The 21,115-nt window shown below is 71.5% G+C and carries 19 protein-coding genes; 14 read left to right on the top strand and 5 right to left on the bottom strand.

Going from position 1 to position 21,115, the window contains the following annotated elements:
• The first annotated feature begins 71 nt into the window (after positions 1-71).
• From ACWD02_RS09130 to nudC, 3 genes are read left to right on the top strand one after another with little or no spacing between them, the layout of a single operon-like run.
• Positions 72-3,713, top strand: a complete 3,642-nt coding sequence (locus ACWD02_RS09130; protein WP_451206470.1) for a UvrD-helicase domain-containing protein — start codon at positions 72-74, stop codon at positions 3,711-3,713.
• A 10-nt stretch (positions 3,714-3,723) separates the two neighbouring features.
• Positions 3,724-5,145 (top strand): dipeptidase, encoded by a 1,422-nt coding sequence (locus ACWD02_RS09125; RefSeq protein ID WP_451206467.1) that lies wholly within the window; start codon positions 3,724-3,726, stop codon positions 5,143-5,145.
• Between the two features lie 58 nt (positions 5,146-5,203).
• Positions 5,204-6,151, top strand: coding sequence for an NAD(+) diphosphatase (gene nudC / locus ACWD02_RS09120; protein ID WP_451206465.1), 948 nt, complete (start codon positions 5,204-5,206; stop codon positions 6,149-6,151).
• Between the two features lie 4 nt (positions 6,152-6,155).
• On the opposite strand, the gene ACWD02_RS09115 is transcribed toward nudC, so the two are convergent.
• Entirely contained in the window at positions 6,156-6,398 is a 243-nt protein-coding gene (locus ACWD02_RS09115) for a mycoredoxin (protein WP_249587883.1), read from the bottom strand.
• 45 nt (positions 6,399-6,443) lie between these two features.
• On the opposite strand from ACWD02_RS09115, the gene ACWD02_RS09110 reads away from it, so the two are divergent.
• The 5 genes from ACWD02_RS09110 to ACWD02_RS09090 all read left to right on the top strand — a co-directional run bounded on the left by ACWD02_RS09110 (position 6,444) and on the right by ACWD02_RS09090 (position 10,484).
• Positions 6,444-8,765 (top strand): ATP-dependent DNA helicase UvrD2, encoded by a 2,322-nt coding sequence (locus ACWD02_RS09110; RefSeq protein ID WP_451207438.1) that lies wholly within the window; start codon positions 6,444-6,446, stop codon positions 8,763-8,765.
• Between the two features lie 163 nt (positions 8,766-8,928).
• Positions 8,929-9,300 carry a hypothetical protein gene (locus tag ACWD02_RS09105; RefSeq protein WP_451206462.1) on the top strand — a complete coding sequence of 124 codons (372 nt, stop codon included), beginning with the start codon at positions 8,929-8,931 and terminating at the stop codon, positions 9,298-9,300.
• 167 nt (positions 9,301-9,467) lie between these two features.
• A complete protein-coding gene (locus tag ACWD02_RS09100; RefSeq protein ID WP_344522157.1) occupies positions 9,468-9,839 on the top strand; it encodes a WhiB family transcriptional regulator in 372 nt (123 codons plus the stop codon).
• A complete protein-coding gene (locus ACWD02_RS09095; protein WP_451206460.1) occupies positions 9,836-10,159 on the top strand; it encodes a hypothetical protein in 324 nt (107 codons plus the stop codon). The genes ACWD02_RS09100 and ACWD02_RS09095 overlap by 4 nt, the downstream gene beginning before the upstream one ends.
• Positions 10,160-10,283: 124 nt before the next feature.
• Positions 10,284-10,484, top strand: coding sequence for a hypothetical protein (locus ACWD02_RS09090; protein WP_451206458.1), 201 nt, complete (start codon positions 10,284-10,286; stop codon positions 10,482-10,484).
• A gap of 33 nt (positions 10,485-10,517) precedes the next feature.
• Here the strand turns inward: ACWD02_RS09090 and ACWD02_RS09085 are convergent, their stop codons facing one another.
• Positions 10,518-11,876 carry an ABC1 kinase family protein gene (locus ACWD02_RS09085; protein ID WP_451206455.1) on the bottom strand — a complete coding sequence of 453 codons (1,359 nt, stop codon included), beginning with the start codon at positions 11,874-11,876 and terminating at the stop codon, positions 10,518-10,520.
• Between the two features lie 41 nt (positions 11,877-11,917).
• Entirely contained in the window at positions 11,918-13,075 is a 1,158-nt protein-coding gene (locus ACWD02_RS09080; protein WP_451206452.1) for a ThiF family adenylyltransferase, read from the bottom strand.
• Positions 13,076-13,280: 205 nt separating this feature from the next.
• Between ACWD02_RS09080 and ACWD02_RS09075 the strand changes: the two genes are divergently transcribed.
• The 4 genes from ACWD02_RS09075 (at position 13,281) to ACWD02_RS09060 (ending at position 17,141) form a co-directional block, all read left to right on the top strand.
• A complete protein-coding gene (locus ACWD02_RS09075; protein ID WP_451206450.1) occupies positions 13,281-13,877 on the top strand; it encodes a M48 metallopeptidase family protein in 597 nt (198 codons plus the stop codon).
• A 117-nt stretch (positions 13,878-13,994) separates the two neighbouring features.
• The gene (locus tag ACWD02_RS09070; protein ID WP_451206447.1) at positions 13,995-15,677 is read left to right on the top strand and encodes a TerD family protein; all 1,683 of its coding nucleotides are present in this window, start codon (positions 13,995-13,997) and stop codon (positions 15,675-15,677) included.
• Positions 15,678-15,688: 11 nt separating this feature from the next.
• Entirely contained in the window at positions 15,689-16,369 is a 681-nt protein-coding gene (locus tag ACWD02_RS09065; protein ID WP_365820330.1) for an AIM24 family protein, read from the top strand.
• Between the two features lie 16 nt (positions 16,370-16,385).
• Positions 16,386-17,141: an AIM24 family protein gene (locus ACWD02_RS09060; protein ID WP_451206444.1), complete on the top strand. Its 756-nt coding sequence runs from the start codon at positions 16,386-16,388 to the stop codon at positions 17,139-17,141.
• A gap of 98 nt (positions 17,142-17,239) precedes the next feature.
• Here the strand turns inward: ACWD02_RS09060 and ACWD02_RS09055 are convergent, their stop codons facing one another.
• Both ACWD02_RS09055 and ACWD02_RS09050 read right to left on the bottom strand, forming a co-directional pair.
• Entirely contained in the window at positions 17,240-17,764 is a 525-nt protein-coding gene (locus tag ACWD02_RS09055) for an NUDIX hydrolase (protein WP_451206441.1), read from the bottom strand.
• Positions 17,761-19,224, bottom strand: a complete 1,464-nt coding sequence (locus ACWD02_RS09050; protein ID WP_451206438.1) for a zinc-dependent metalloprotease — start codon at positions 19,222-19,224, stop codon at positions 17,761-17,763. The genes ACWD02_RS09055 and ACWD02_RS09050 overlap by 4 nt, the downstream gene beginning before the upstream one ends.
• A 191-nt stretch (positions 19,225-19,415) precedes the next feature.
• Between ACWD02_RS09050 and ACWD02_RS09045 the strand changes: the two genes are divergently transcribed.
• Together ACWD02_RS09045 and ACWD02_RS09040 are read left to right on the top strand one after the other, a co-directional pair.
• A complete protein-coding gene (locus ACWD02_RS09045) occupies positions 19,416-20,528 on the top strand; it encodes an SDR family oxidoreductase (RefSeq protein ID WP_451206435.1) in 1,113 nt (370 codons plus the stop codon).
• 111 nt (positions 20,529-20,639) lie between these two features.
• Positions 20,640-21,104, top strand: coding sequence for a molybdenum cofactor biosynthesis protein MoaE (locus tag ACWD02_RS09040; protein WP_365820340.1), 465 nt, complete (start codon positions 20,640-20,642; stop codon positions 21,102-21,104).
• The last annotated feature ends 11 nt before the right edge of the window (positions 21,105-21,115 follow it).

The raw sequence follows: 21,115 nt of genomic DNA, 5'->3' as shown, positions 1-21,115 counted from the left end.
CCCTGAGCGTCGGCGGCCGCCGGCAGCCGGGCATGCCCCGATTGTCAGTGGCCGCCGCTAGCCTCTCTGACGTGTCACCTCGTATCACCGACCCCGAGCAGCTCAAAGAGCTCCTCGGCATCCCCTTCACCCCGGAGCAGACGGCCTGCATCACCGCGCCGCCCGCCCCGCAGGTGATCGTGGCCGGAGCCGGGTCGGGCAAGACGACGGTGATGGCGGCCCGCGTGGTGTGGCTGGTCGGCACCGGGCAGGTCGCCCCCGAGCAGGTCCTCGGCCTGACGTTCACGAACAAGGCGGCCGGTGAACTCGCCGAGCGGGTGCGCCAGGCGCTGATCAAGGCCGGGGTCACCGACCCCGAGGCGCTCGACCCGGACCACCCTCCGGGCGAACCGGTCATCTCCACGTACCACGCCTTCGCGGGCCGCCTGCTGACCGATCACGGGCTGCGCATAGGGCTCGAACCCACCGCCAGGCTGCTCGCCGACGCCACCCGCTTCCAGCTCGCCGCGCGCGTGCTGCGCGAGGCACCGGGCCCGTATCCCGCGCTGACGCGCTCCTTCCCCGACCTCGTCAGCGACCTCCTCGCGCTCGACAGCGAGCTCGCCGAACATCTCGTACGTCCCGAGAAGCTCCGCGCGTACGACACCGAGCTGCTGCACGCCCTGGAGGGCGCCAAGCTCTCCAACGCCGACCTGCGCAAGGTGCCGGAGACGGCGGCCGCCCGGCTCGAACTGGCCGAGCTCGTCGGCCGCTACAGGGACGCGAAGAGCGCCCGTGACCTCCTCGACTTCGGCGACCAGATCGCACTCTCCGCGACGCTGGCCCGCACCCGCGCGGAGGTCGGCGAGATTCTGCGGGAGGAGTTCCGGGTCGTCCTGCTCGACGAGTATCAGGACACCTCCGTGGCCCAGCGCATCCTTCTGGCGGGCCTCTTCGGAGGCGGCACGGGCCACCCCGTGACGGCGGTCGGCGACCCCTGCCAGGCGATCTACGGCTGGCGCGGCGCGTCCGTGGCGAACCTGGACGACTTCCCCGAGCACTTCGCGCACGCCGACGGGCGCCCCGCGGCCCGCCACGCCCTCAGCGAGAACCGCCGCAGCGGCGGCCGCCTCCTGGACCTCGCGAACGGCCTCGCGGAGCCCTTGCGCGCGATGCACGCGGGCGTGGAGGCGCTGCGGCCCGCGCCGGGCGCCGAGCGCGACGGCATGGTGCGCTGCGCGCTGCTGCCCACGCACGCCGAGGAGATCGACTGGCTGGCCGACTCCATCGCGCACCTCGTGCGCACCGGAAAGGCCCCCGGCGAGATCGCGGTCCTGTGCCGCACGGCCACGGATTTCGCGCAGATCCAGGGCGCGCTGGTCGCCCGCGACGTCCCCGTGGAGGTCGTCGGCCTCTCCGGGCTTCTGCACCTCCCCGAGGTCGCCGACCTGGTCGCCGTCTGCGAGGTGCTCCAGGACCCGGGCGCCAACGCCTCCCTGGTGCGCCTGCTGACCGGCCCGCGCTGGCGCATCGGCCCGCGCGACCTAGCCCTCCTGGGCCGCCGCGCACGCCTCCTCGTACGCCATGGGCACGCGGCCCCGGACGACGACCCGGACCGGCGGCTCGCCGAAGCGGTCGAGGGGGTCGACCCCTCCGAGGTGATATCGCTCGCGGACGCGCTCGACACGTTCCTGGAGACGCCTTTCGACGAGGACACGGAGGACGACGGGCTGCCCTTCTCGCCGGATGCGAGGGTGCGGTTCGCCCGGCTCGCGGCCGAACTGCGCGATCTGCGCCGCTCGCTCGCCGACCCCCTGATGGACGTGCTGCACCGGGTGCTCGCCGTCACGGGCCTAGAGGTCGAACTCTCCGCGTCGCCGCACGCCCTCGCCGCCCGCCGCCGAGAGACGCTGTCGAACTTCCTGGACGTCGCCGCCTCCTTCGCCGCGAACGACAGCGGGGCGAGCCTGCTTGCCTTCCTCGCCTTCCTTCGGACGGCCGCGCAGTACGAGAAGGGCCTGGACAACGCCCTGCCCGGCGGCGAGAACACGGTCAAGGTGCTCACCGCCCACAAGTCCAAGGGCCTGGAGTGGGACGTCGTGGCCGTCCCCGGCCTGGTCACCGGGACGTTCCCGAGCACCCAGGGCCGCGAGAAGTGGACGGCCCAGGGCAAGGTCGTCCCGCATGCGCTGCGCGGGGACGCGGCGACCCTGCCCGACATCGAGGCGTGGGACTCCCGGTCCATGAAGGCCTTCCACGAGGACATGAAGGAGCACCAGCACACCGAGGAGCTCCGCCTCGGCTATGTGACGTTCACCCGCCCCCGCTCGCTGCTCCTGGGCTCCGGCCACTGGTGGGGGCCCTCGCAGAAGAAGCCGCGCGGCCCCTCGGACTTCCTCCGGGCGCTGTACGACCACTGCGCGGTGGGCCACGGGGAGATCGAGGCCTGGGCGGACGAACCGGAGGAGGGCGAGGAGAACCCCGCCCTGACGGAGGGCGCCGCCGAACACGCGTGGCCGCTGCCGCTGGACGACGCGTCCCTCGCCCGCCGCAGGGCCGCCGCCCAGACGGTCCTCACGCATCTGGACCGCCTGACGGGGGATCTGACGGCGGAGGGGGACCCGGTCGACGCCCGTTCGCACGAAGAACCCCACCCGTCGGCGTACGACGACGTGCCCCCGTCCGAGGACCCGGACTGGCCGCCCCCGCCGGAGGAGGACGAGGCGTTGCCCTACGGAGAGGTGCCTTACGAGGAGCCGCCGTTCGGCGATGCCGGCTTCCCGGACGTCACCCCGGACGACTGGGACGCCCTGCCCCAGGAACGCCCTGCGCTGCCCCACGCACGCATGCACCTCCCCGCTGCCCCCGAAGGGGACCCGCGCCAAGCGCCCGTCCCGCACCAGGCGCCCGAGCCCGAGGCCCGCCCGCACCCGTCCGAGGCGGCCCCGCCGGAGGAGCCCGAAGCCGCCCCGGAGCGCGCCCGCCTCACCCCCGAGGAGGCCCGCACGCTCGCCTCCTGGGACCGCGACCTGGACGCTCTCACCGGCGAACTCCTGCGCGCCCGTGAAGCGGTCAGGGACATCCCCGTACCGGCATCGCTGACCGCGTCCGAAGTGCTGCGCCTCGCCGCCGACCCGGAGGGCTTCGCGCAGGAGCTCGCGCGCCCCATGCCACGCCCGCCGCAGCCCGCGGCCAGGCGCGGCACCCGCTTCCACGCCTGGATCGAGACCCGCTTCGAGGAGCTGCGCCTCCCGCTGCTCGGCCCCGAGGACCTGCCGGGCGGCGGCCCCGGAGAGGCCGAGATCGCCGACGAACGCGACCTGGACGCGCTCAAGGAAGCCTTCGAGCGCACCGAGTACGCCCACCGCACCCCGCACCGCGTCGAGGTGCCCTTCCAGCTGACGCTCGCCGGCCGTGTGGTCCGCGGCCGGATCGACGCGGTCTACAAGGAGGTCGACGGCGACGACGTGACGTATGAGATCGTCGACTGGAAGACCAGCCGCACCCGCACCGCCGACCCCCTCCAGCTCGCCGTCTACCGCCTGGCCTGGGCCGAGCTGCACGACGTGCCCCCGGAGTCCGTGAAGGCGTCGTTCCTGTACGTGCGCAGCGGCGAGACATCCCGCCCCGCGCACCTGCCCGGCCGGGCCGAGCTGGAGCGGATCCTGCTGGCGGAACCGGGCGGGCATCCGGGTGACGAACCACCGGACGGTCCGGCTCCCGCGGGCGGCTAGGCTCGTGACCATGAGCCAGTCCGTTGACAGTGACGTCAGTGGCGTCAGCGCCGTTCGTACGTACATTCAGACCCACCGTGCCGCCTTCCTCGACGACCTCGCCGAGTGGCTGCGCATCCCCTCGGTGTCGGCACAGCCCGACCACGCACAGGATGTGCGGCGCAGCGCGGACTGGCTTGCCGCGCAGCTCAAGGAGACCGGCTTCCCGACCGCCGAGGTCTGGCAGACGGCCGGTGCTCCCGCCGTCTTCGCCGAGTGGCCCTCAGGCGACCCGCAGGCCCCCACGATCCTGGTCTACGGCCACCACGACGTGCAGCCCGCGGCGCGCGAGGACGGCTGGCACACCGACCCCTTCGAGCCCGTCGTGCAGGGCAACCGCCTCTATGCGCGCGGTGCCGCCGACGACAAGGGGCAGGTGTTCTTCCACACACTCGGCGTCCGCGCCCACCTTGCCGCCACCGGCCGCACCGCCCCTGCCGTGAACCTGAAGCTCCTGATCGAGGGCGAGGAGGAGTCGGGCTCCCCGCACTTCCGCGCGCTGATCGAGGAGCACAAGGAGCGCATCGCGGCGGACGCGGTGATCGTCTCGGACACCGGCATGTGGGCGGAGGACACCCCCACGGTGTGCACGGGCATGCGCGGCCTCGCCGACTGCGAGATCGAGCTGCGCGGCCCCGACCAGGACATCCACTCGGGCTCCTTCGGCGGCGCCGTCCCGAACCCGGCGACCGCCGCCGCCCGCCTCGTCGCGGCGCTGCACGACGAGCACGCGCGCGTGGCCGTCCCGGGCTTCTACGAAGGCATCACCGAACTCACCGACCGCGAGCGCGAACTCTTCGCCGAGCTGCCCTTCGACGAGGAGCGCTGGCTGCGTACGGCCAAGTCCCACGCGACCTACGGAGAAGCGGGCCACACCACCCTGGAGCGCATCTGGGCCCGCCCCACCGCCGAGGTGAACGGCATCGGCGGCGGCTATCAAGGGCCGGGCGGCAAGACGATCGTCCCGTCGTCCGCCTTCCTGAAGCTCTCCTTCCGCCTCGTCGCGGGCCAGGACCCGGACCGTGTCGAAGAGGCCGTCCGCACCTGGGTCGCCGACCAGCTGCCGAACGGAATCAGCCACACGATCACCTTCGGCGCCGCCACGCGCCCGTGCCTCACGCCGCTCGACCACCCCGCCCTTCAGTCCGTCGTACGGGCGATGGGCCAGGCCTTCGAACAGCCGATCCGCTTCACCCGAGAGGGCGGTTCGGGACCGGCGGCCGACCTTCAGGACGTACTCGCCGCCCCCGTGCTCTTCCTGGGCATCTCCGTGCCGTCCGACGGCTGGCACGCACCGAACGAGAAGGTCGAACTCGATCTTCTCCTCAAGGGAGTCGAGACGACGGCCTACCTGTGGGGCGATCTCGCCGAGCACTGGCGCGATGCACACTGAGCCCCGCCTTGCCGACCTTGCCGCACCACCCATTCCATCGGGGGAGTTGGAAGCACCTGTGACCACCTGGACCGAACGCACCGCTGACCGTCCCGTCTCGCTCACCGCACCGAGCGGCATCGATCGCGCAGCCCACCACCGTCTCGACGAGGCCTGGCTCGCCGCCGCCTGGAGCCACCCCACGACACGGGTCTTCGTGGTCTCCGGTGGCCAGGTACTCATCGACGAGATGCCGGACGGCAGCACCGAACTGGTGATGACGCCGTCCTTCGAAGCACCTCTTACCGAAGCCCACCGCTATTTCCTGGGCACGGACGACGACGGCGTCAGCTTCTTCGCGCTCCAGAAGGACTCCCTGCCCGGCCGCATGGACCAGCAGGCGCGTCCCGCGGGCCTGCGAGAGGCCGGGCTCCTCCTGTCGCCCCGTGACGCGGGCCTGATGGTGCACGCCGTCGCCCTGGAGAACTGGCAGCGCCTGCACCGCTTCTGCTCGCGCTGCGGCGAGCGCACGGTCATCGCCGCGGCAGGGCACATCCGCCGCTGCCAGGCGTGCGGCGCCGAGCACTACCCGCGTACGGACCCTGCCGTGATCATGCTCGTGACGGACGACCAGGACCGTGCGCTCCTCGGCCGCCAGGTGCACTGGCCCGAAGGCCGCTTCTCGACGCTCGCGGGCTTCGTGGAGCCGGGCGAGTCCATCGAGACGTCGGTACGGCGCGAGGTCTGGGAGGAGGCCGGCGTCACGGTCGGCGACGTCGAGTACGTCGCGAGCCAGCCCTGGCCGTTCCCCTCCAGCCTGATGCTGGGCTTCATGGCCGACGCCACGTCGTCGGAGATCAACGTGGACGGCGAGGAGATCTCCGAGGCCCGCTGGTTCTCCCGGGAAGACCTGCGGGCCGCATTCGAGTCCGGGGAGGTCCTGCCTCCCTACGGGATCTCGATTGCGGCCCGACTGATCGAGCTCTGGTACGGAAAGCCCCTGCCGAAGCCGGGCACCGTCGGCTAGTCGCTCAGGCGGCCAGCTTCTGCTTCACCTGGGCGAGCGACGGGTTCGTCAGCGTCGAGCCGTCCGGGAAGAGAACGGTGGGAACCGTCTGGTTTCCGCCGTTCGCCTTCTCGACGAAGGTCGCGGAATCCGGGTCGTGCTCAATGTTGATCTCGTTGTACGTGATGCCCTCGCGGTCCATCTGGCCCTTGAGCCGGCGGCAGTAGCCGCACCACGTGGTGCTGTACATCGTCACAGTGCCCGGCATGTGTCTCGCGCTCCTTTGTTGCTCGGGGTGCGTCATCGCAATGACCTGAACGTACGTGACCCGGCCACCATTCCCGCATTAGTACGACCGCACCGGCCTCCCTGTGGACAACCGGCTCACGCGCCTCCGGCGACCTGGCAGCATGGCGGGGTGACAGCAGCAACGCACTCCACCCTCTTCCCGCAGGTCCCGGACTCTGCCGACGCGGTGCTCGCCGGGCTCGACCCCGAGCAGCGCGAGGTGGCGACCGCCCTGCACGGGCCGGTGTGCGTCCTGGCGGGCGCCGGGACGGGCAAGACCCGGGCGATCACCCACCGGATCGCCTACGGCGTGCGCGCCGGAATCCTCCAGCCGGCCAGCGTGCTCGCCGTCACGTTCACCAACCGCGCGGCGGGCGAGATGCGCGGCCGCCTCCGCCAGCTAGGCGTCTCCGGGGTCCAAGCGCGCACGTTCCACTCCGCCGCCCTGCGCCAGCTCCAGTTCTTCTGGCCGAAAGCAGTCGGTGGCCAGCTGCCCCGGATCGTCGACCGCAAGATCAAGCTCGTCGCGGACGCGGCGGCCGCGTCCCGCATCCGCCTCGACCGCAACGAACTGCGCGACGTGACGAGCGAGATCGAGTGGTCCAAGGTCACTCAGACCGTCCCCGCCGACTACGCTGCCGCCGCTGCCAAGTCCGGCCGCCTCATCCCCCGCGACGCGGCGGAGATCGCCCAGATCTACGGCGCGTACGAGGACCTCAAGCGCGACCGCGCCGTCATCGACTTCGAGGACGTCCTGCTCCTGGCCGTCGGCATCCTCCAGGACCGCCACGACATCGCCGACCAGGTCCGCGCCCAGTACCAGCACTTCGTGGTCGACGAGTATCAGGACGTCAGCCCCCTCCAGCAGCGCCTCCTGGAGCTGTGGCTCGGCGACCGCGACAGCCTCTGCGTCGTCGGCGACGCCAGCCAGACGATCTACTCCTTCACCGGCGCGACCCCCGACCACCTGCTCAACTTCCGCACCCGCCACCCCGGGGCGACGGTCGTCAAGCTCGTCAGGGACTACCGCTCCACGCCCCAGGTCGTCCACCTCGCCAACGGCCTGCTCTCCCAGGCCCGCGGCCGCGCAGCCGACCACCGCCTCGAACTGATCTCTCAGCGCGACGCCGGAGCCGAGCCCTTCTACACGGAGTACGCGGACGAGCCCGCCGAGGCCGAGGGTGCCGCCCGCCGCATCCGTGCCCTCATCGCCGACGGCGTCCCGGCCAGCGAGATCGCGGTCCTCTTCCGCACGAACTCCCAGTCCGAGATCTACGAACAAGCGCTCGCCGACGCCGGGGTGCCCTATCAGCTGCGGGGGGCCGAGCGGTTCTTCGAGCGCACGGAGGTCAGGGAGGCGGGCGCCGCCCTGCGCGGCGCGGCACGCTTCGGGGGCAACGACTCTCTGCTGGACGACGTCGTCGACCTGCCCTCGCAGGTGCGTGCCGTCCTCTCCACGAAGGGCTGGACGACTCAGCCCCCGGCGGGCTCCGGCGCGGCCCGCGACCGCTGGGAGTCCCTGGCGGCCCTGGTGCGCCTCGCCGAGGACTTCGCGCTGGCCAAGCCCGGCGCGACGCTCTCCGACCTCGTGGGGGAGCTCGACGAGCGCGCGAACGCGCAGCACGCGCCGACCGTGGAAGGTGTCACCCTCGCCTCGCTGCACGCCGCCAAGGGCCTGGAGTGGGACGCCGTCTTCCTGGTCGGCCTGGCCGAGGGCATGATGCCGATCACGTACGCCAAGACCGACGAGCAGGTCGAGGAGGAGCGCCGCCTCCTGTACGTGGGCGTCACCCGTGCCCGCGCCCACCTCTCCCTCTCCTGGGCACTGTCGCGTTCGCCGGGCGGCCGCGGGGGACGCCGCCCCAGCCGCTTCCTCGACGGGCTGCGACCGGGCTCGGGGGCGGGCACCGGAGCCCGCGCCGCGGGCGGCGGGCCCGGTGGCGTCGAGCGCGGCAGCGGCAGCGGTGGCGAGGAGGGCGGCGGTGGCGCCAGGAGCCGTCGGCGGACGAGCAGGTCCCCGGCCCGGTGCCGGGTCTGCGGGCGGTCCCTGACGGACGCGGGCGAGATGAAACTGATGCGCTGCGAGGACTGCCCGTCCGACATGGACGAAGGGCTCTACGAACGCCTGCGGGAGTGGCGTTCGGGCCAGGCGGAGCTCCTCGGACAGCCCGCCTACTGCGTGTTCACGGACAAGACCTTGATCGCCATCGCGGAGGCCGCACCGGACGAAGAGGGCGAGCTGGCCCGGATCCCGGGCGTCGGCGTGCGCAAGCTCAACCGCTTCGGATCTGATGTCCTCGCCATTTGTGCAGGTGAGGAACGTGTAAGGGGCGCCGATGGCGACTGATTCAAACTCGTCGAAAAAATAGTTTGCGCATGCGCAAGGAAGACCCATAGGTTCTTAAGCACGGGAACGGCGGCTTCTCCGAAGCCCTCGCCCCGTGCTGTACTTAATAGCCCGCAGGATCGGTCCCGGCCGATCCCATAGACGCCGAGAGGAGGCGATTCCAGTGATCAGCATCAACGAGAGCTTCGTCGGCACCGCCAAAATGACCGATCGCTCGGTCGTCGCTTCCTGCCTGCTCGGCTTCTCGAACCTGGGCACCGGTCTGTCCGGTGGCATCGCTGCCGCCGCTGTCCGTCCGGAGTTCTCTGCCCTGCCTCTGTCCCCGCGCGCCGCTCACATCGCTCTCGACGTGCTTCCGATGCGTGAGGTCAATGAGGGCAGCGAGCGAGCGACCAAGGCACCGGAAGCAGTAGTGACGGCACAGGCGCAGGCCTATGCCTTTGCCGCAGCCGGTGCCGGATCCAAGAAGCAGACGACGCAGCACCACACGATGTGGGCCTTCCGTGGGCTCGAACCCTGGAGTGATCCAGTCTGATCCTCGATCAGACCGGCGCCTTCAGGGCCGCGGAACCCCACCCGGGATCCGCGGCCCTTCTGTTTTCCCCAAAACGGGATGACGGAGCGAAGGGGCCGAGCAAGACCCGGTACCAGCCGCCAACCGGCCGACCCAGGCCGGCACGACCAGACGAGGAAAACACCACCGTGCAACTCGAAGCGCACGCCCCGTCCGTACCGCCTTCAGAGACTCTCCCCCCGCCCGCTCCCACGGAGGACCCGACCTTGACTCCCCTCACCGCGCTCACCGCGCTCGACGACGCCATCGAGAACCTCGGCGTACCCGTCCCCTGCCGTGCCTACGACCCCGAGGTCTTCTTCGCCGAGTCGCCCGCCGACGTCGAGTACGCCAAGTCCCTCTGCCGTACCTGCCCGCTGATGGAGGCCTGCCTGGCCGGCGCCAAGGAGCGGCGTGAGCCGTGGGGCGTCTGGGGCGGCGAGCTCTTCGTCCAGGGTGTCGTCGTTGCCCGCAAGCGGCCGCGTGGCCGTCCGCGCAAGAACCCGGTTGTCGCCGCATGAACGCCATCGGAACGATCGATCGCCCCCTGACGCACGACCCCAAGAAGCAGGCCCCGATGAAGGCAGCCACCGCCGAGCCCGCAGGCTCCGCCACCCCAGACTTCACCACCACCGGCGCGAACGACTCGCGCCAGAACAGGACCCGCGAGATGCAACTCATCCCAGAAGCCCTGGCTCGTGCGCATATGCACGAACGCATGCGTGAGGCCGAGGCCCAGCGCCCGGCCGCTCGCCTGATGGCTGCCCGCCGGATGCAGCGCCGCGCCGAGCGCGCGTCGCTGCGCGCCAGGCGCGCGCTCGCCATCGCCGTCATGCAGTGACGAGTGACGAGCCGACGCACTGACTGAGCCACACCACGATGCCCGCGGGGGCCGGTCCGAACGGACCGGCCCCCGCGGTGCGTTGTGCCGGGCGAACCTCCGGGAGCGGCGATAGGGTCGCCGGGTGGACCAGCAGACTCCCCAGCCCTCGGGCAGCGAGAATGCCGAGAATCTCGTGTGTTCCCGCTGCGGCACCGTTGCCGAAGGCACGCCGCCCACCTGGACCTGCTCCGTGGAGAACGGCGTCAGACGCTACTTCTGCGACTCCTGCGCCCGCGAGAACCTCAGGGCCATCGAGGGACGACTCGACTCCCCGTGGTGGTGAGTCCCGGTGGTGCGGCCTGCCCGGTGGTGCGGCCTACCCAGTGGTGCGGTCCGCCTCGTCCTCCGGCTCCTCCTCCAGGAAGCCCGGCAGCCACTCCTCGAGTTCGTCCCGCATCCGCACCGTCGCCCCCAGCTGACACAGCACCCCGATCGTGCTCAACGTCACCCGGTGGATCAGCAGATACGACGGCGGGAGGTTCAGCCGCTTGCCCAACTGGTAGGCGGGGGAACGCGGATCGGCCACCCGCGCCGCCTGTCCGCGCATCCAGCCGCGGGTGAAGGTGAACTCCTCCACCAGCATCGGTTCGATGATCGGCAGCAGATAGTCGAGCACCGCGTCCGGTTCGAGTTCCACGGACTCCTGGACGAAGTCCTCCTCGCGCAGCATCGCGTAGACCGCGTCGGCCTCGCCGTCGAGCGTCATCCGCAGGGAGCGGCCGATGGTCGGGGGGAGTCCGCCGGGCAGCCGGTCCACCGTGCCGAAGTCCAGGACCCCGAGCCGCCAGCCGTCCTTCTCGTCGGGCAGCAGCCGGAAGTTGCCCGGGTGCGGATCGGCGTGCAGCAGGCCCGTGCGCGCGGGACCCGAGAAGAGGAAACGGGCCAGGAGCTGTCCCGCCCGGTCCCGCTGTTCCTGGGTGCCGTCCGCGATCACATCCGAGAGCGGTATCCCGTCGATCCACTCGGTCACCAGGACCTGCTCGCACTGATGCACCACATCGGGGACCACGACATCCGGATCGTCCGCGAACTCCTCGGCGTGCGCGCGCTGCGCCTGCGCCTCCAGGCTGTAGTCGAGCTCCTCGGAGACCCGGTCGCGCAGCTCCGCGATGAGCGGCTTGATGTCCATGCCAGGGATCAGCGGCCCCAGGAGCCTGGCGAACCTGCTGAGTTGGTTCAGGTCGGAGAGCAGCGCCTCGCCCGCCCCGGGGTACTGCACCTTGACCGCGACCTCGCGCCCGTCCTCCCACACCGCCCGGTGGACCTGGCCGATCGAGGCGGCGGCGGCCGGTTTGTCCTCGAACTCCAGGAACAGCTCGCGCCAGTCCTCGCCGAGCCGCTCGGCGAGCACGGCGTGCACGGTGCGCGTCGGCATCGGCGGAGCCGCTTCCTGCAGCTTCGTCAGCGCGGCGCGATACGGCCCGGCGACCTCTTCAGGCAGCGCCGACTCGAAGACCGAGAGCGCCTGGCCGAACTTCATGGCCCCGCCCTTGAGCTCGCCGAGCACCTTGAACAGTTGCTCCGCCGTGCGCTGCTGCAGCTCACGGCCGACGATCTCCGCCGACTTGCCCCCGATCCGCTTGCCGAGCCCCCAGGTCGCCCGCCCGGCGAAGCCGAGCGGCAGCGCGGCCAGTTTGGCGGTACGGGTTACCGCCTTCCGGGGAAGATCAGACATGCGCCCCTCCAAGTCCCAGACAGCCACGCCTTCGCAGGCGGTTACCCGGCCATTGTGTCGTGCGGCTTCTTCTCCCCGGCGGGGTGTTCCCCCTTATCCACCACACCCGCCCCGCATGGGCACGTGAGATGCGGTGGCACCGGCCGTGCGTGCCAGTCGAATCCGGGCACGGACGCCTCCCAGCGAGCCCCCGCGCTCGCCGGTGCCGCCCCGTCCAGAAAGGCCAGGGCATGCGCCGCGGCAAGGCCGGCGACCGTGGTCGACAGCGCCAGATCGCATGCGTGCACGTGACGAGCCCGTCCCGAACGCCACTGCGCCAGCAAGCGCGGCCAGGTCGGATCCCGGTCGGCGCGATCCAGTGCCAGACAGTTCGCGCAGGCCGTCGTCCCCGGCAGGACGAGCGGTCCGACCACTCCGGTTCCTTCGATCACTCCCGCGTAAAGATGCGGCGTCCCCGATGTGACGAGCGGCTCGGCGGTGCGCGGGTCGGGCGCGTGGACGTCGAGTCCGTCCCGCGGGGCGATGATCACGAGGGCGAGCCCCGGATCCCCTTCGCCCGGCTCTCGGCACGCACCCGCCTCCTTACGGCCGCGGCGTTGCGGGCTGTCCGGAGCCGACTGCCGCACGATCCGCCGCGCCGCCGTGTCCCTGCGGTCGCCGACCGCCTCGGCGGGCAGGCCACCCGGCGCCACGTCCCAGGGTTCGACGACTCCTCCCTCCATCACGTCGACCTGGCCCACGCCCGCCCCGGAGAGGACCGAGGCCACCACCGCCCCCACCCGGCCCGCTCCCCGGACCTGCACCCGCATCGCGCGGCGCGCCGCAAGCTTCCGCATCCCGTCGCCCGGCCCCGGAGCCACGACCGTCAGGGAGGCCAGATCCGGACGCAGCCGGTCCATGGCCGATGTCCTCCTGCGCAGGGCGTCGGCCGCCGCACCGCCGCCCGTCGCGTCGTCGAGGAGCCCGGCCGCGGACAACCGCCGCACGAGCTTGTCCACGTGCTCGTCGGGCAGCCCCATCCGCTTGCCCTCGTCGCGCAGGAGCGGCAACCCTCGGGTCCCGTCCAGGAGCTGGAGAAAGCTGCCCGTCGCCGTGTCCACCGGACCGAGCACCAGGGCATGGGCGGGCGCCACGCCGAACTGGATCGTGTTCAGATCGCGCCAGCCGCGCCGCAACGCCGGTTTCAAGATCGGATGCATGGTCTTCGTCCCCCGTCATTCTCCGGCGCTGTCCCCGTCCGCATCACCGGTCGACAGCCAGAATGCCCGCCTCGCCGGACAGCCGCGCAGCGTTGTCCACAGGCAGGGGGTATTCGTCGTACTAATCGATCGCACGGGGAGCGATACCCCGCCGAACCGTCCCGGAGGCGGGACTTCCCCCACACCCAACGGGTAACGTCGTGGCGTGCCCGCCGACCCACTGCACCGCGCCGGAAACCCACAGCGCAGCATGACCAGCCCGCCGTCACCCGGCTCGGTGGCGAGCGCGGTCGAGGTCAGACGGAGCGCCCGCCGCCGCAGAACGGTCTCCGCGTACCGAGAGGGCGATCGCACCGTCGTGCTCATCCCCGCCCGGATGTCCGAGGCCGAGGAACAGCGCTGGGTCAACGTCATGCTCGACAAGCTCGCTGCGCAGGAGAGCAAGCGGGTCCTGGGCGACGCGGAGCTCGCCGAGCGCGCCGAGCGACTCTCCGAGCAGTACTTCGACGGCCGGGCCAGGCCCGCGTCCGTTCGCTGGGTCACGAACCAGAACACCCGGTGGGGCTCCTGCACCCCGTCGGAGGGCAGCATCCGCCTTTCGCACCGGCTGCAGGGCATGCCCGAGTACGTCGTCGACTACGTCCTCGTCCACGAGCTCGCGCACCTCCTCGTCCCCGGCCACGGCCCCAACTTCTGGCAGCTCCTCGAGGCGTATCCCCGGACGGAACGGGCTCGTGGGTACCTCGAAGGTGTGGTCGCGGCCGACCGCCTGCCCCATCTGCCGGCTGCCCGCGACGAGTGAACTTCCGCCGCGCGCGGTGGTTGTGTACCGGGTCTGTACCGGCTTGGTCCGCTGTCGCGGATTGCGGTTAGCCTGGCGCGACGCATTTACATTCGGGATGGGGGACGGTCGTTACGTATGGCCAGGGAATTCCAACGCGGCCACAAGGCCAAGATCAGTGACCTCACCGCGGGTACCGATCTGTACGTAGGTGTGCAGATCTCCGCCCCCGGACTGAGCTTCGACATCAGCTGCTTCGGCCTGGACGCGGACGAGCGCCTGTCGGACGACAGTTACTTCATCTTCTTCAACCAGCCGAAGTCGCCCGAGGAGTCCATCCAGCTCCTCGGCGCGCAGGCCGGTGACACGGAGTCCTTCCGGGTCACGCTCGACCGGATCCCGCCGCAGATCAAGAAGCTGTCGTTCACCGCGACGATCGACGGCGCCGGACAGATGTCGCAGGTCGCCCCCGGGTACATCCGGATCGTCGCGGGTGGTGAGGAAGTGGCGCGCTACTCCTTCAACGGCGCGGAGTTCTCCACGGAGCGAGCCGTGATGCTGGGCGACTTCTACATGAAGGACGTCTGGCGGTTCGCCGCGATCGGCCAGGGCTTCGACGGAGGTCTCGACGCACTCCTGAAGAACTTCGGCGGCGAGGTCGCCGAGGAGGAGCCCGAGCCGCAGGCACCGCAGGCCACCGGCGCCCCGGCCTTCGCGCCCCCCGGCCAGGCCGCCGCTCCGCCCGCGTTCGGCGCCCCCGCCGGACCCGCGCAGACCCAGGCCCCCGCGCAGCCCCCGGCCCCCGCACCGACCCCTGCGCCCGCCCCGGCCCAGAACTTCGCGCCGCCCGCCCCGGCCCCCGCGGACCCCTCGGTACACGCCGCGCAGACCATCGTGGCGCCCATGACCCCGCCGCAGGGCGGCGCGGTCCCGCCCCCGCCGGCCCCCGCCCCGTACGGGCAGCCCGGCCAGCAGCCGCCGCAGCAGCCGCAGTTCGGCCAGGTCCCCGGCCAGTCGGCGCCCCCGCCGCCCGGTTACGGCCAGCAGCCGAGCGCCCCGATGCCCCCCGGCTACGGCCAGCAGCCCCCCGGACAGTTCCCCGGTCAGCCCACGGCCCCGTCCCCGTACGGAGCAGGCGCCCCCCAGGGTGCCCCGCAGGCCGGTGGCGTGGCGGCGGCTCTCGCCGCGTACCGCGAGGCCCCCACAGGGCAGCGCTGGACGCAGCAGAACGAGAAGATGATCCGCGTCGACCTCGGCGTCAGCGAGCAGGCCGTGCTCGCCCGACAGGGCAGCATGGTGCTCTACCAGGGCAAGGTCGAGTTCAGCTACAAGGGCGCGGGCTTCGCGGGCCGTGTCGTGGGCAATTCGACCGGCCAGGAGATGCAGCTGATGCGCTGCTCCGGCCGCGGCCAGGTCTTCCTCGCCGAGGAGGCCACGCATCTGCACCCCATCGAGCTCCAGGGGGACGCGATCTGTGTCTCCGCGGAGAACGTCCTCGCGTTCGACGAGTCCCTCCAGCACGAGGTCCGCAGGATCGAGGGCCACGGCATCCCTGGTGGCGCGCTGTTCGTGATGCAGTTCCAGGGCACCGGCACGGTCATCGTCAAGACGCATGGTGTGCCCGTCGTCCTGCCCGTCACCCCGACGACCTTCGCCGACTGCCACGCCGTGGTCGCCTGGTCTGCCGCGTCCCAGGCGATCGTGTCCAGCCAGGTGCGGCTGCGCGCCAACGCGTCCGCGGGCCCCACGGGGGAGAGCGTGAACCTCCAGTTCCGGGGTGCTCCCGGCAACTTCATCATCGTCCAGCCGTTCGAGGTCTGAGGGAGCCCGTCATGAATCAGCAACTCGCGGGCTTCGCTCCCGCGCCCGTCGCCGCCCGTATGGAGAACCACGGCCACCACATGGTCAAGGTGGCGATGCAGACCGGAAACGACCTCCTCGCGCGCGTGGGCTCGATGGTCGCCTACGAAGGGTTCGTGCAGTACGAGCCCAATCCGCCCGCCGTGCGGCAGATCGCGCGGGAGTGGATGACCGGCGAAGGCGCACCTCTGATGAAGTGCTCCGGAGACGGCCTGCTCTATCTCGCCGACTACGGAGCCGACGTCGTCGTCATCAATCTGGCGGGCGACTCGCTCTCGGTGAACGGCACGAACCTGCTGGCCTTCGACGCGAACCTGCAGTGGGGCGTCGAGCGGGTCAAGGGCCTCGCCAAGTTCGCGGGCCAGGGCCTGTGGAACATCAAGATCTCCGGCCAGGGCTGGGTCGCGCTGACCTCACGCGGCACCCCGATCGTCGTCGACTGCGGCCGCGGCGACGACGAGACGTACGTCGACCCGGACGCCCTGATCGCCTGGTCCCCGAACCTCAAGGTGAAGGGCAAGCGGAGCTTCAAGGCCGGTTCGCTCATCGGGCGCGGCAGCGGTGAGGCCTACCAGATGGGTTTCTCCGGGGAGGGCATCGTCGTCGTACAGCCCAGCGAGGACAGCACCGACCGTCTCCGAGCCCGGGGCTGAGGGGGAGCAACACACCATGCAGAGCCCACTTTTCGCGCACACCGAGCAGCAGACTCAGGAGCGCTACACCGTCCAGAACCCGCAGCTGCTGCGGGTCGCCCTCACGGGCCACGACGACATCCTGGCCCGCAAGGGCGCCATGGTCGCCTATCAGGGGCTGATCGAGTTCGACGCCGAGTACCAGAGCCAGGGCAACCAGCGGGCCCGCGCGCACACCGGCGAGGGCCTCGACCTGATGCGCTGCCACGGCCAGGGCACGGTCTATCTCGCCAACCTCGCCCAGTACATCCATGTGGTGGACGTGGACCAGGACGGTCTGACCGTGGACAGCAGCTATGTCCTCGCGCTCGACTCGTCGCTGACCCACCAGGTCATCGCCGTGGACAGCCAGTACGGCATCTCCGGGTCCGGCAAGTACCAGCTCAACATCACGGGCCGCGGCAAGGTCGCCCTGATGACCTCGGGGCAGCCGCTGATGCTGCAGGTCACGCCCGACCAGTACGTGAACGCCGACGCCGACGCGATCGTCGCCTGGTCCAACGGACTGCGGGTGCAGATGCAGGCCCAGACGCACTCCTCCGGAGTGTGGCGCCGCCGCGGCAACACCGGCGAGGGCTGGGAGCTCAGCTTCATGGGCCAGGGCTACGCCCTCGTCCAGCCGAGCGAGATGCTGCCGCCCCAGAACGCCGTTGTCGGGCAGGGCGCCAGGGCTCAGTACGGCATGGGCCAGCAGGGTGCCCGTGGGCAGAACCAGGGCAACGTCTGGAGCTAGCCCCTGCGCGGGGGCGGGAGCAGTGAGCAGGAGCGCGGGGAACTGCGGGCCGGTTGTGGCTGGTCGCGCAGTTCCCCGCGCCCCCTTCAGGGCGCGGCTTACAGCCGTGCCCTCGTTGCTTCCACCAGGCGTACCACCGACGTGTCGGCGACATCCGCCACCTCGTCGTACGCGAACCAGCGCAGGTCCAGGGACTCGTCGCTGATCGCCTCGGTCGCCCCTGAAGGGGCCAGCGCCGCGTACTGCACGTCCAGGTGCTGGGTGCAGGGACCCGGGATCGGGTGGCGGTCCAGACGGACCGGGCCTCCCGGGAGGAGCGTCAGGCCCGGGACACCCGACTCCTCCGTGGCCTCACGCAGTGCGGCCGCGGCCAGCGTCGGGTCGCCGGGCTCGCAGTGGCCGCCCATCTGAAGCCACATCCGCAGCTTCTTGTGCAGGGTCAGCAGCACGCGCCCGCGTGACGGGTCGATGACCAGAGCGCTCGCCGTCACGTGGCCGTCCGTGCAGGCCTTCCACATGCCGTCCTCGGGGTGGGCGGCGAGGTGGTCGAGGTAGTACTGGCGCAGGTCTTCCTGGTCCTCGTAACCCTTCAGTACGAGGACCGCGTCGTCGTACAGGCTCACTTCTCGTCGTCGCCCTTGTCGTCCGCTTCCTTCGTGCCCTCGGTGTCCTTCTTGAGGTCGGGCTTGGCGGAGCCGCCCGCCGCCTCGCCGAGCATCTTGTCCAGTTCGGAGAAGTCCAGCTGCTCGTGGTGCACGAAGCCGTCCGGGTCGTCCAGGTCCGAGGCCGTCGGCAGCATGTCCGGGTGGGCCCACAGTCCGTCGCGGCCGTCCACGCCGCGCGCGTCCGTGAGCGAGGCCCACAGGCGCGAGGCGTCCCGCAGCCGACGCGGGCGCAGCTCAAGGCCGATGAGCGTGGCGAAGGTCTGCTCGGCGGGGCCGCCCGACGCGCGGCGCCGGCGCAAAGTCTCGCGCAGGGCGTCGGCGGACGACAGGCGAGGCTTGGCCGCGGCGTGCACGACCGCGTCCACCCAGCCCTCGACGAGCGCGAGAGCCGTCTCCAGGCGGGCCAGGGCCGCCTTCTGCGCGGGGGTGTCCTCCGGCTGGAACATGCCCTGCTGGAGAGCTTCCTGCAGCTGCTCGGGGTTCTGCGGGTCGAGCTGGCCGACCACGTCCTCCAGCTTCGCGGTGTCGACCTTGATGCCGCGGGCGTACCCCTCGACCGCGCCGAACAGATGCGAGCGCAGCCACGGCACGTGCGCGAAGAGCCGCTGGTGGGCGGCCTCCCGAAGCGCCAGGTAGAGCCGGACCTCCTCCTGGGGGACGCCCAGGTCCTTGCCGAAGGCCTCGACGTTCACCGGAAGCAGGGCGGCCTTGCCGGCCGGGCCGAGCGGCAGGCCGATGTCCGTGGAGCCGACGACCTCGCCCGCGAGCACGCCCACGGCCTGGCCGATCTGCTGGCCGAACATGGCGCCGCCCATGGAGCGCATCATCCCGATCAGCGGGCCCGCCATGGCCTGCATCTCCTCGGGGAGCACGTCACCCATGGCGAGGCCCACGCGCTCGGCGACCGGGTCGACCAGTTCCTTCCACACCGGGAGGGTCGCCTCGACCCACTCGGCGCGGCTCCAGGCCACGGCCACGCCGGAGCCGGACGGCAGGGACGTCGCGTCGTCGAGCCACAGGTCGGCGAGGCGGATGGCCTCCTCGACCGCGCCGCGCTCGCTGGGACCGACGCTCGCGTCCTTGGTGCCGTCGGTCGTCCCCTGGGAGACGGTCTGGCGGGCGATGTCCTTGGCCATGTCCCAGTTCACCGGCCCGCCCTCGTACGAGAGCATCTGGCCGAGCTGCTGGAACGCGGCGCCCAGGTCGTTCGGGTTCATCGAACCGAACATCGCGGCGAAGGGGTTGTCACCGCCAGGGCCGCCCGCGCCGGGCAGGCCGCCGAAGCCGAAGGGGTTCGCGGGGCCACCGGAGCCCTGTCCTCCGCCCTGTCCCCCTCCGGGGGTGTCCTTCTTCTTGCCCTCGTCGCCGTTCTCCGGCTCCTCCGGCGGAAGGCCGAATCCGAATGGGGTGTCACTCACGGGATTCCTCGGCTCGTCAGGCCGCCGGTACGGTTCCGGCGGCGGCTGCCCTACAACACCACCCAGCGTAGACACCGTGACGGGATCGGGCCTCAGTGCTCCGCCGACTCATGGCCTGCGGCAGGATGGATGCCACCTGGTACGTACGCGTCATTCGCGTATCTACTGAAGACAACCGCTGGAGACGCCTGGTGAGTTCCCCAGATCCACAGGTTCGCGCAGCGCGAAACCTTTCCACACCGGCACCTGTCCGAGGGCCCGTGGTCGCCGTCACCGGCGCCGCCTCCGGCGTGGGCGCGCTGCTGACCGAGCGCCTGGCCGCGTCCGAGGAGATCAAGCAGGTCGTTGCCATCGACGAGCGGCGGGGCGAGTGCGCCGAGGCCCAGTGGCACATCCTCGACGTCAGGGACCCGGCCATCGCCGAGAAGCTGCGGGGCGCGGACGTCGTGGTCCACCTCGCGCTCGATCTCGACCTGGAGACGGACCCTGCGGCCCGTACGGCGTACAACGTGCGCGGCACGCAGACCGTGCTGACGGCCGCCGCCGCGGCCGGCGTCCACCGCGTCGTGCTCTGCACCTCGGCGATGGTCTACGGAGCGCTGGACGACAACGAACTGCCCCTCTCCGAAGACGCCGAACTGCGCGCCACCGCGGAGGCCACCGGCGTCGGCGACCTCCTGGAGGTCGAGCGCCTCGCCCGGCGCGCTCCCCGGGCCCACCCCGGCCTGAACGTCACCGTGGTGCGCCCCGCGATCCTGGTGGGCGGCACGGACACCGCGCTCACCCGGTACTTCGAGTCGCCCCGGCTGCTCGTGGTGGCGGGCTCACGCCCCGCCTGGCAGTTCTGCCACGTCGAGGATCTGTGCAGCGCCCTGGAGTACGCCGTCCTGGAGAAGGTCGACGGGGAGCTTGCCGTCGGGTGCGACGGCTGGCTCGAACAGGAAGAGGTCGAGGAGCTCAGCGAGATCCGGCGCATGGAGCTGCCCTCCACGGTCGCCCTGGGCGCGGCCGCGCGGCTGCACCGGATCGGTCTCACCCCGTCCCCGGCCGGCGACCTCGCGTACACGATGTACCCGTGGGTGGTCAGCGTCAGCAGGCTGCACGACGCGGGCTGGCGTCCGCGGTGGACCAACGAGGAGGTCCTCGGGGAGCTGCTGGAGGAGGTCGCGGGTCGCCGCACCGTCGCGGGACGCAGGCTCGGCCGCAAGGACGCAACGGCAGCGGGTGCCGCGGGTGCGACGGTCGCTCTGCTGGGTGCCGCGGCGGTGGTGCGGCGCGCCCGGAAGGCGCGGCGCCGGATCTGAGACGCAGCCCGCGCCCGGCCGTGGGTCTGTAGAGAGCTCCAACGCGGCACGCGCGCGTGCCGGGCGAAAGCGCTATTCCGTGATGTCCGTGCCGTGCGGCACCATGGCCGCATGGCACGCACCACGAACGACCACCCCGGCGAGCAGGCCGCGCAGGACCCCATCAGGCTTCTCGCGATCCGTGACGCACCGCTCTCCCTGGACGAGGTCTTCCGGGCGGTCGGTGACGACGCCGCGGGCGGCACGGCGCTCTTCGTGGGGACCGTGCGCAATCACGACGGCGGCGCGGACGTCGACGAGCTCGGCTATTCGACCCATCCGACGGCCGAGGCCGAGATGCGCCGGGTGGCCGAGAAGGTCGTCGCCGAATTCCCGGTGCGCGCCCTGGCCGCCGTCCACCGCGTCGGCGACCTGGCGGTGGGTGATCTCGCGGTCGTCGTGGCCGTCTCCTGCCCGCACCGCGCGGAGGCCTTCGCCGCCTGCCGCAAGCTGATCGACGACCTCAAGCACGAGGTGCCGATCTGGAAGCACCAACGATTCTCCGACGGCCAGGAGGAGTGGGTCGGCGCCTGCTGATCCGCTGCCGG

The sequence above is a fragment of the Streptomyces sp. NPDC002853 genome (assembly GCF_053591915.1).
This window is presented reverse-complemented; position numbering and strand designations above follow the sequence as displayed.

Bases quoted from the DNA above. Each gene is read 5' to 3' on its own strand.
- ACWD02_RS09070 (WP_451206447.1), top strand. From the start codon at position 13,995: ATGGCCAGGGAATTCCAACGCGGCCACAAGGCCAAGATCAGTGACCTC.
- ACWD02_RS09040 (WP_365820340.1), top strand. From the start codon at position 20,640: ATGGCACGCACCACGAACGACCACCCCGGCGAGCAGGCCGCGCAGGAC.
- ACWD02_RS09095 (WP_451206460.1), top strand. From the start codon at position 9,836: ATGAACGCCATCGGAACGATCGATCGCCCCCTGACGCACGACCCCAAG.
- ACWD02_RS09115 (WP_249587883.1), bottom strand. From the start codon at position 6,398: ATGCCGGGCACTGTGACGATGTACAGCACCACGTGGTGCGGCTACTGC.
- ACWD02_RS09065 (WP_365820330.1), top strand. From the start codon at position 15,689: ATGAATCAGCAACTCGCGGGCTTCGCTCCCGCGCCCGTCGCCGCCCGT.
- ACWD02_RS09125 (WP_451206467.1), top strand. From the start codon at position 3,724: ATGAGCCAGTCCGTTGACAGTGACGTCAGTGGCGTCAGCGCCGTTCGT.
- ACWD02_RS09080 (WP_451206452.1), bottom strand. From the start codon at position 13,075: ATGCATCCGATCTTGAAACCGGCGTTGCGGCGCGGCTGGCGCGATCTG.
- ACWD02_RS09085 (WP_451206455.1), bottom strand. From the start codon at position 11,876: ATGTCTGATCTTCCCCGGAAGGCGGTAACCCGTACCGCCAAACTGGCC.
- ACWD02_RS09060 (WP_451206444.1), top strand. From the start codon at position 16,386: ATGCAGAGCCCACTTTTCGCGCACACCGAGCAGCAGACTCAGGAGCGC.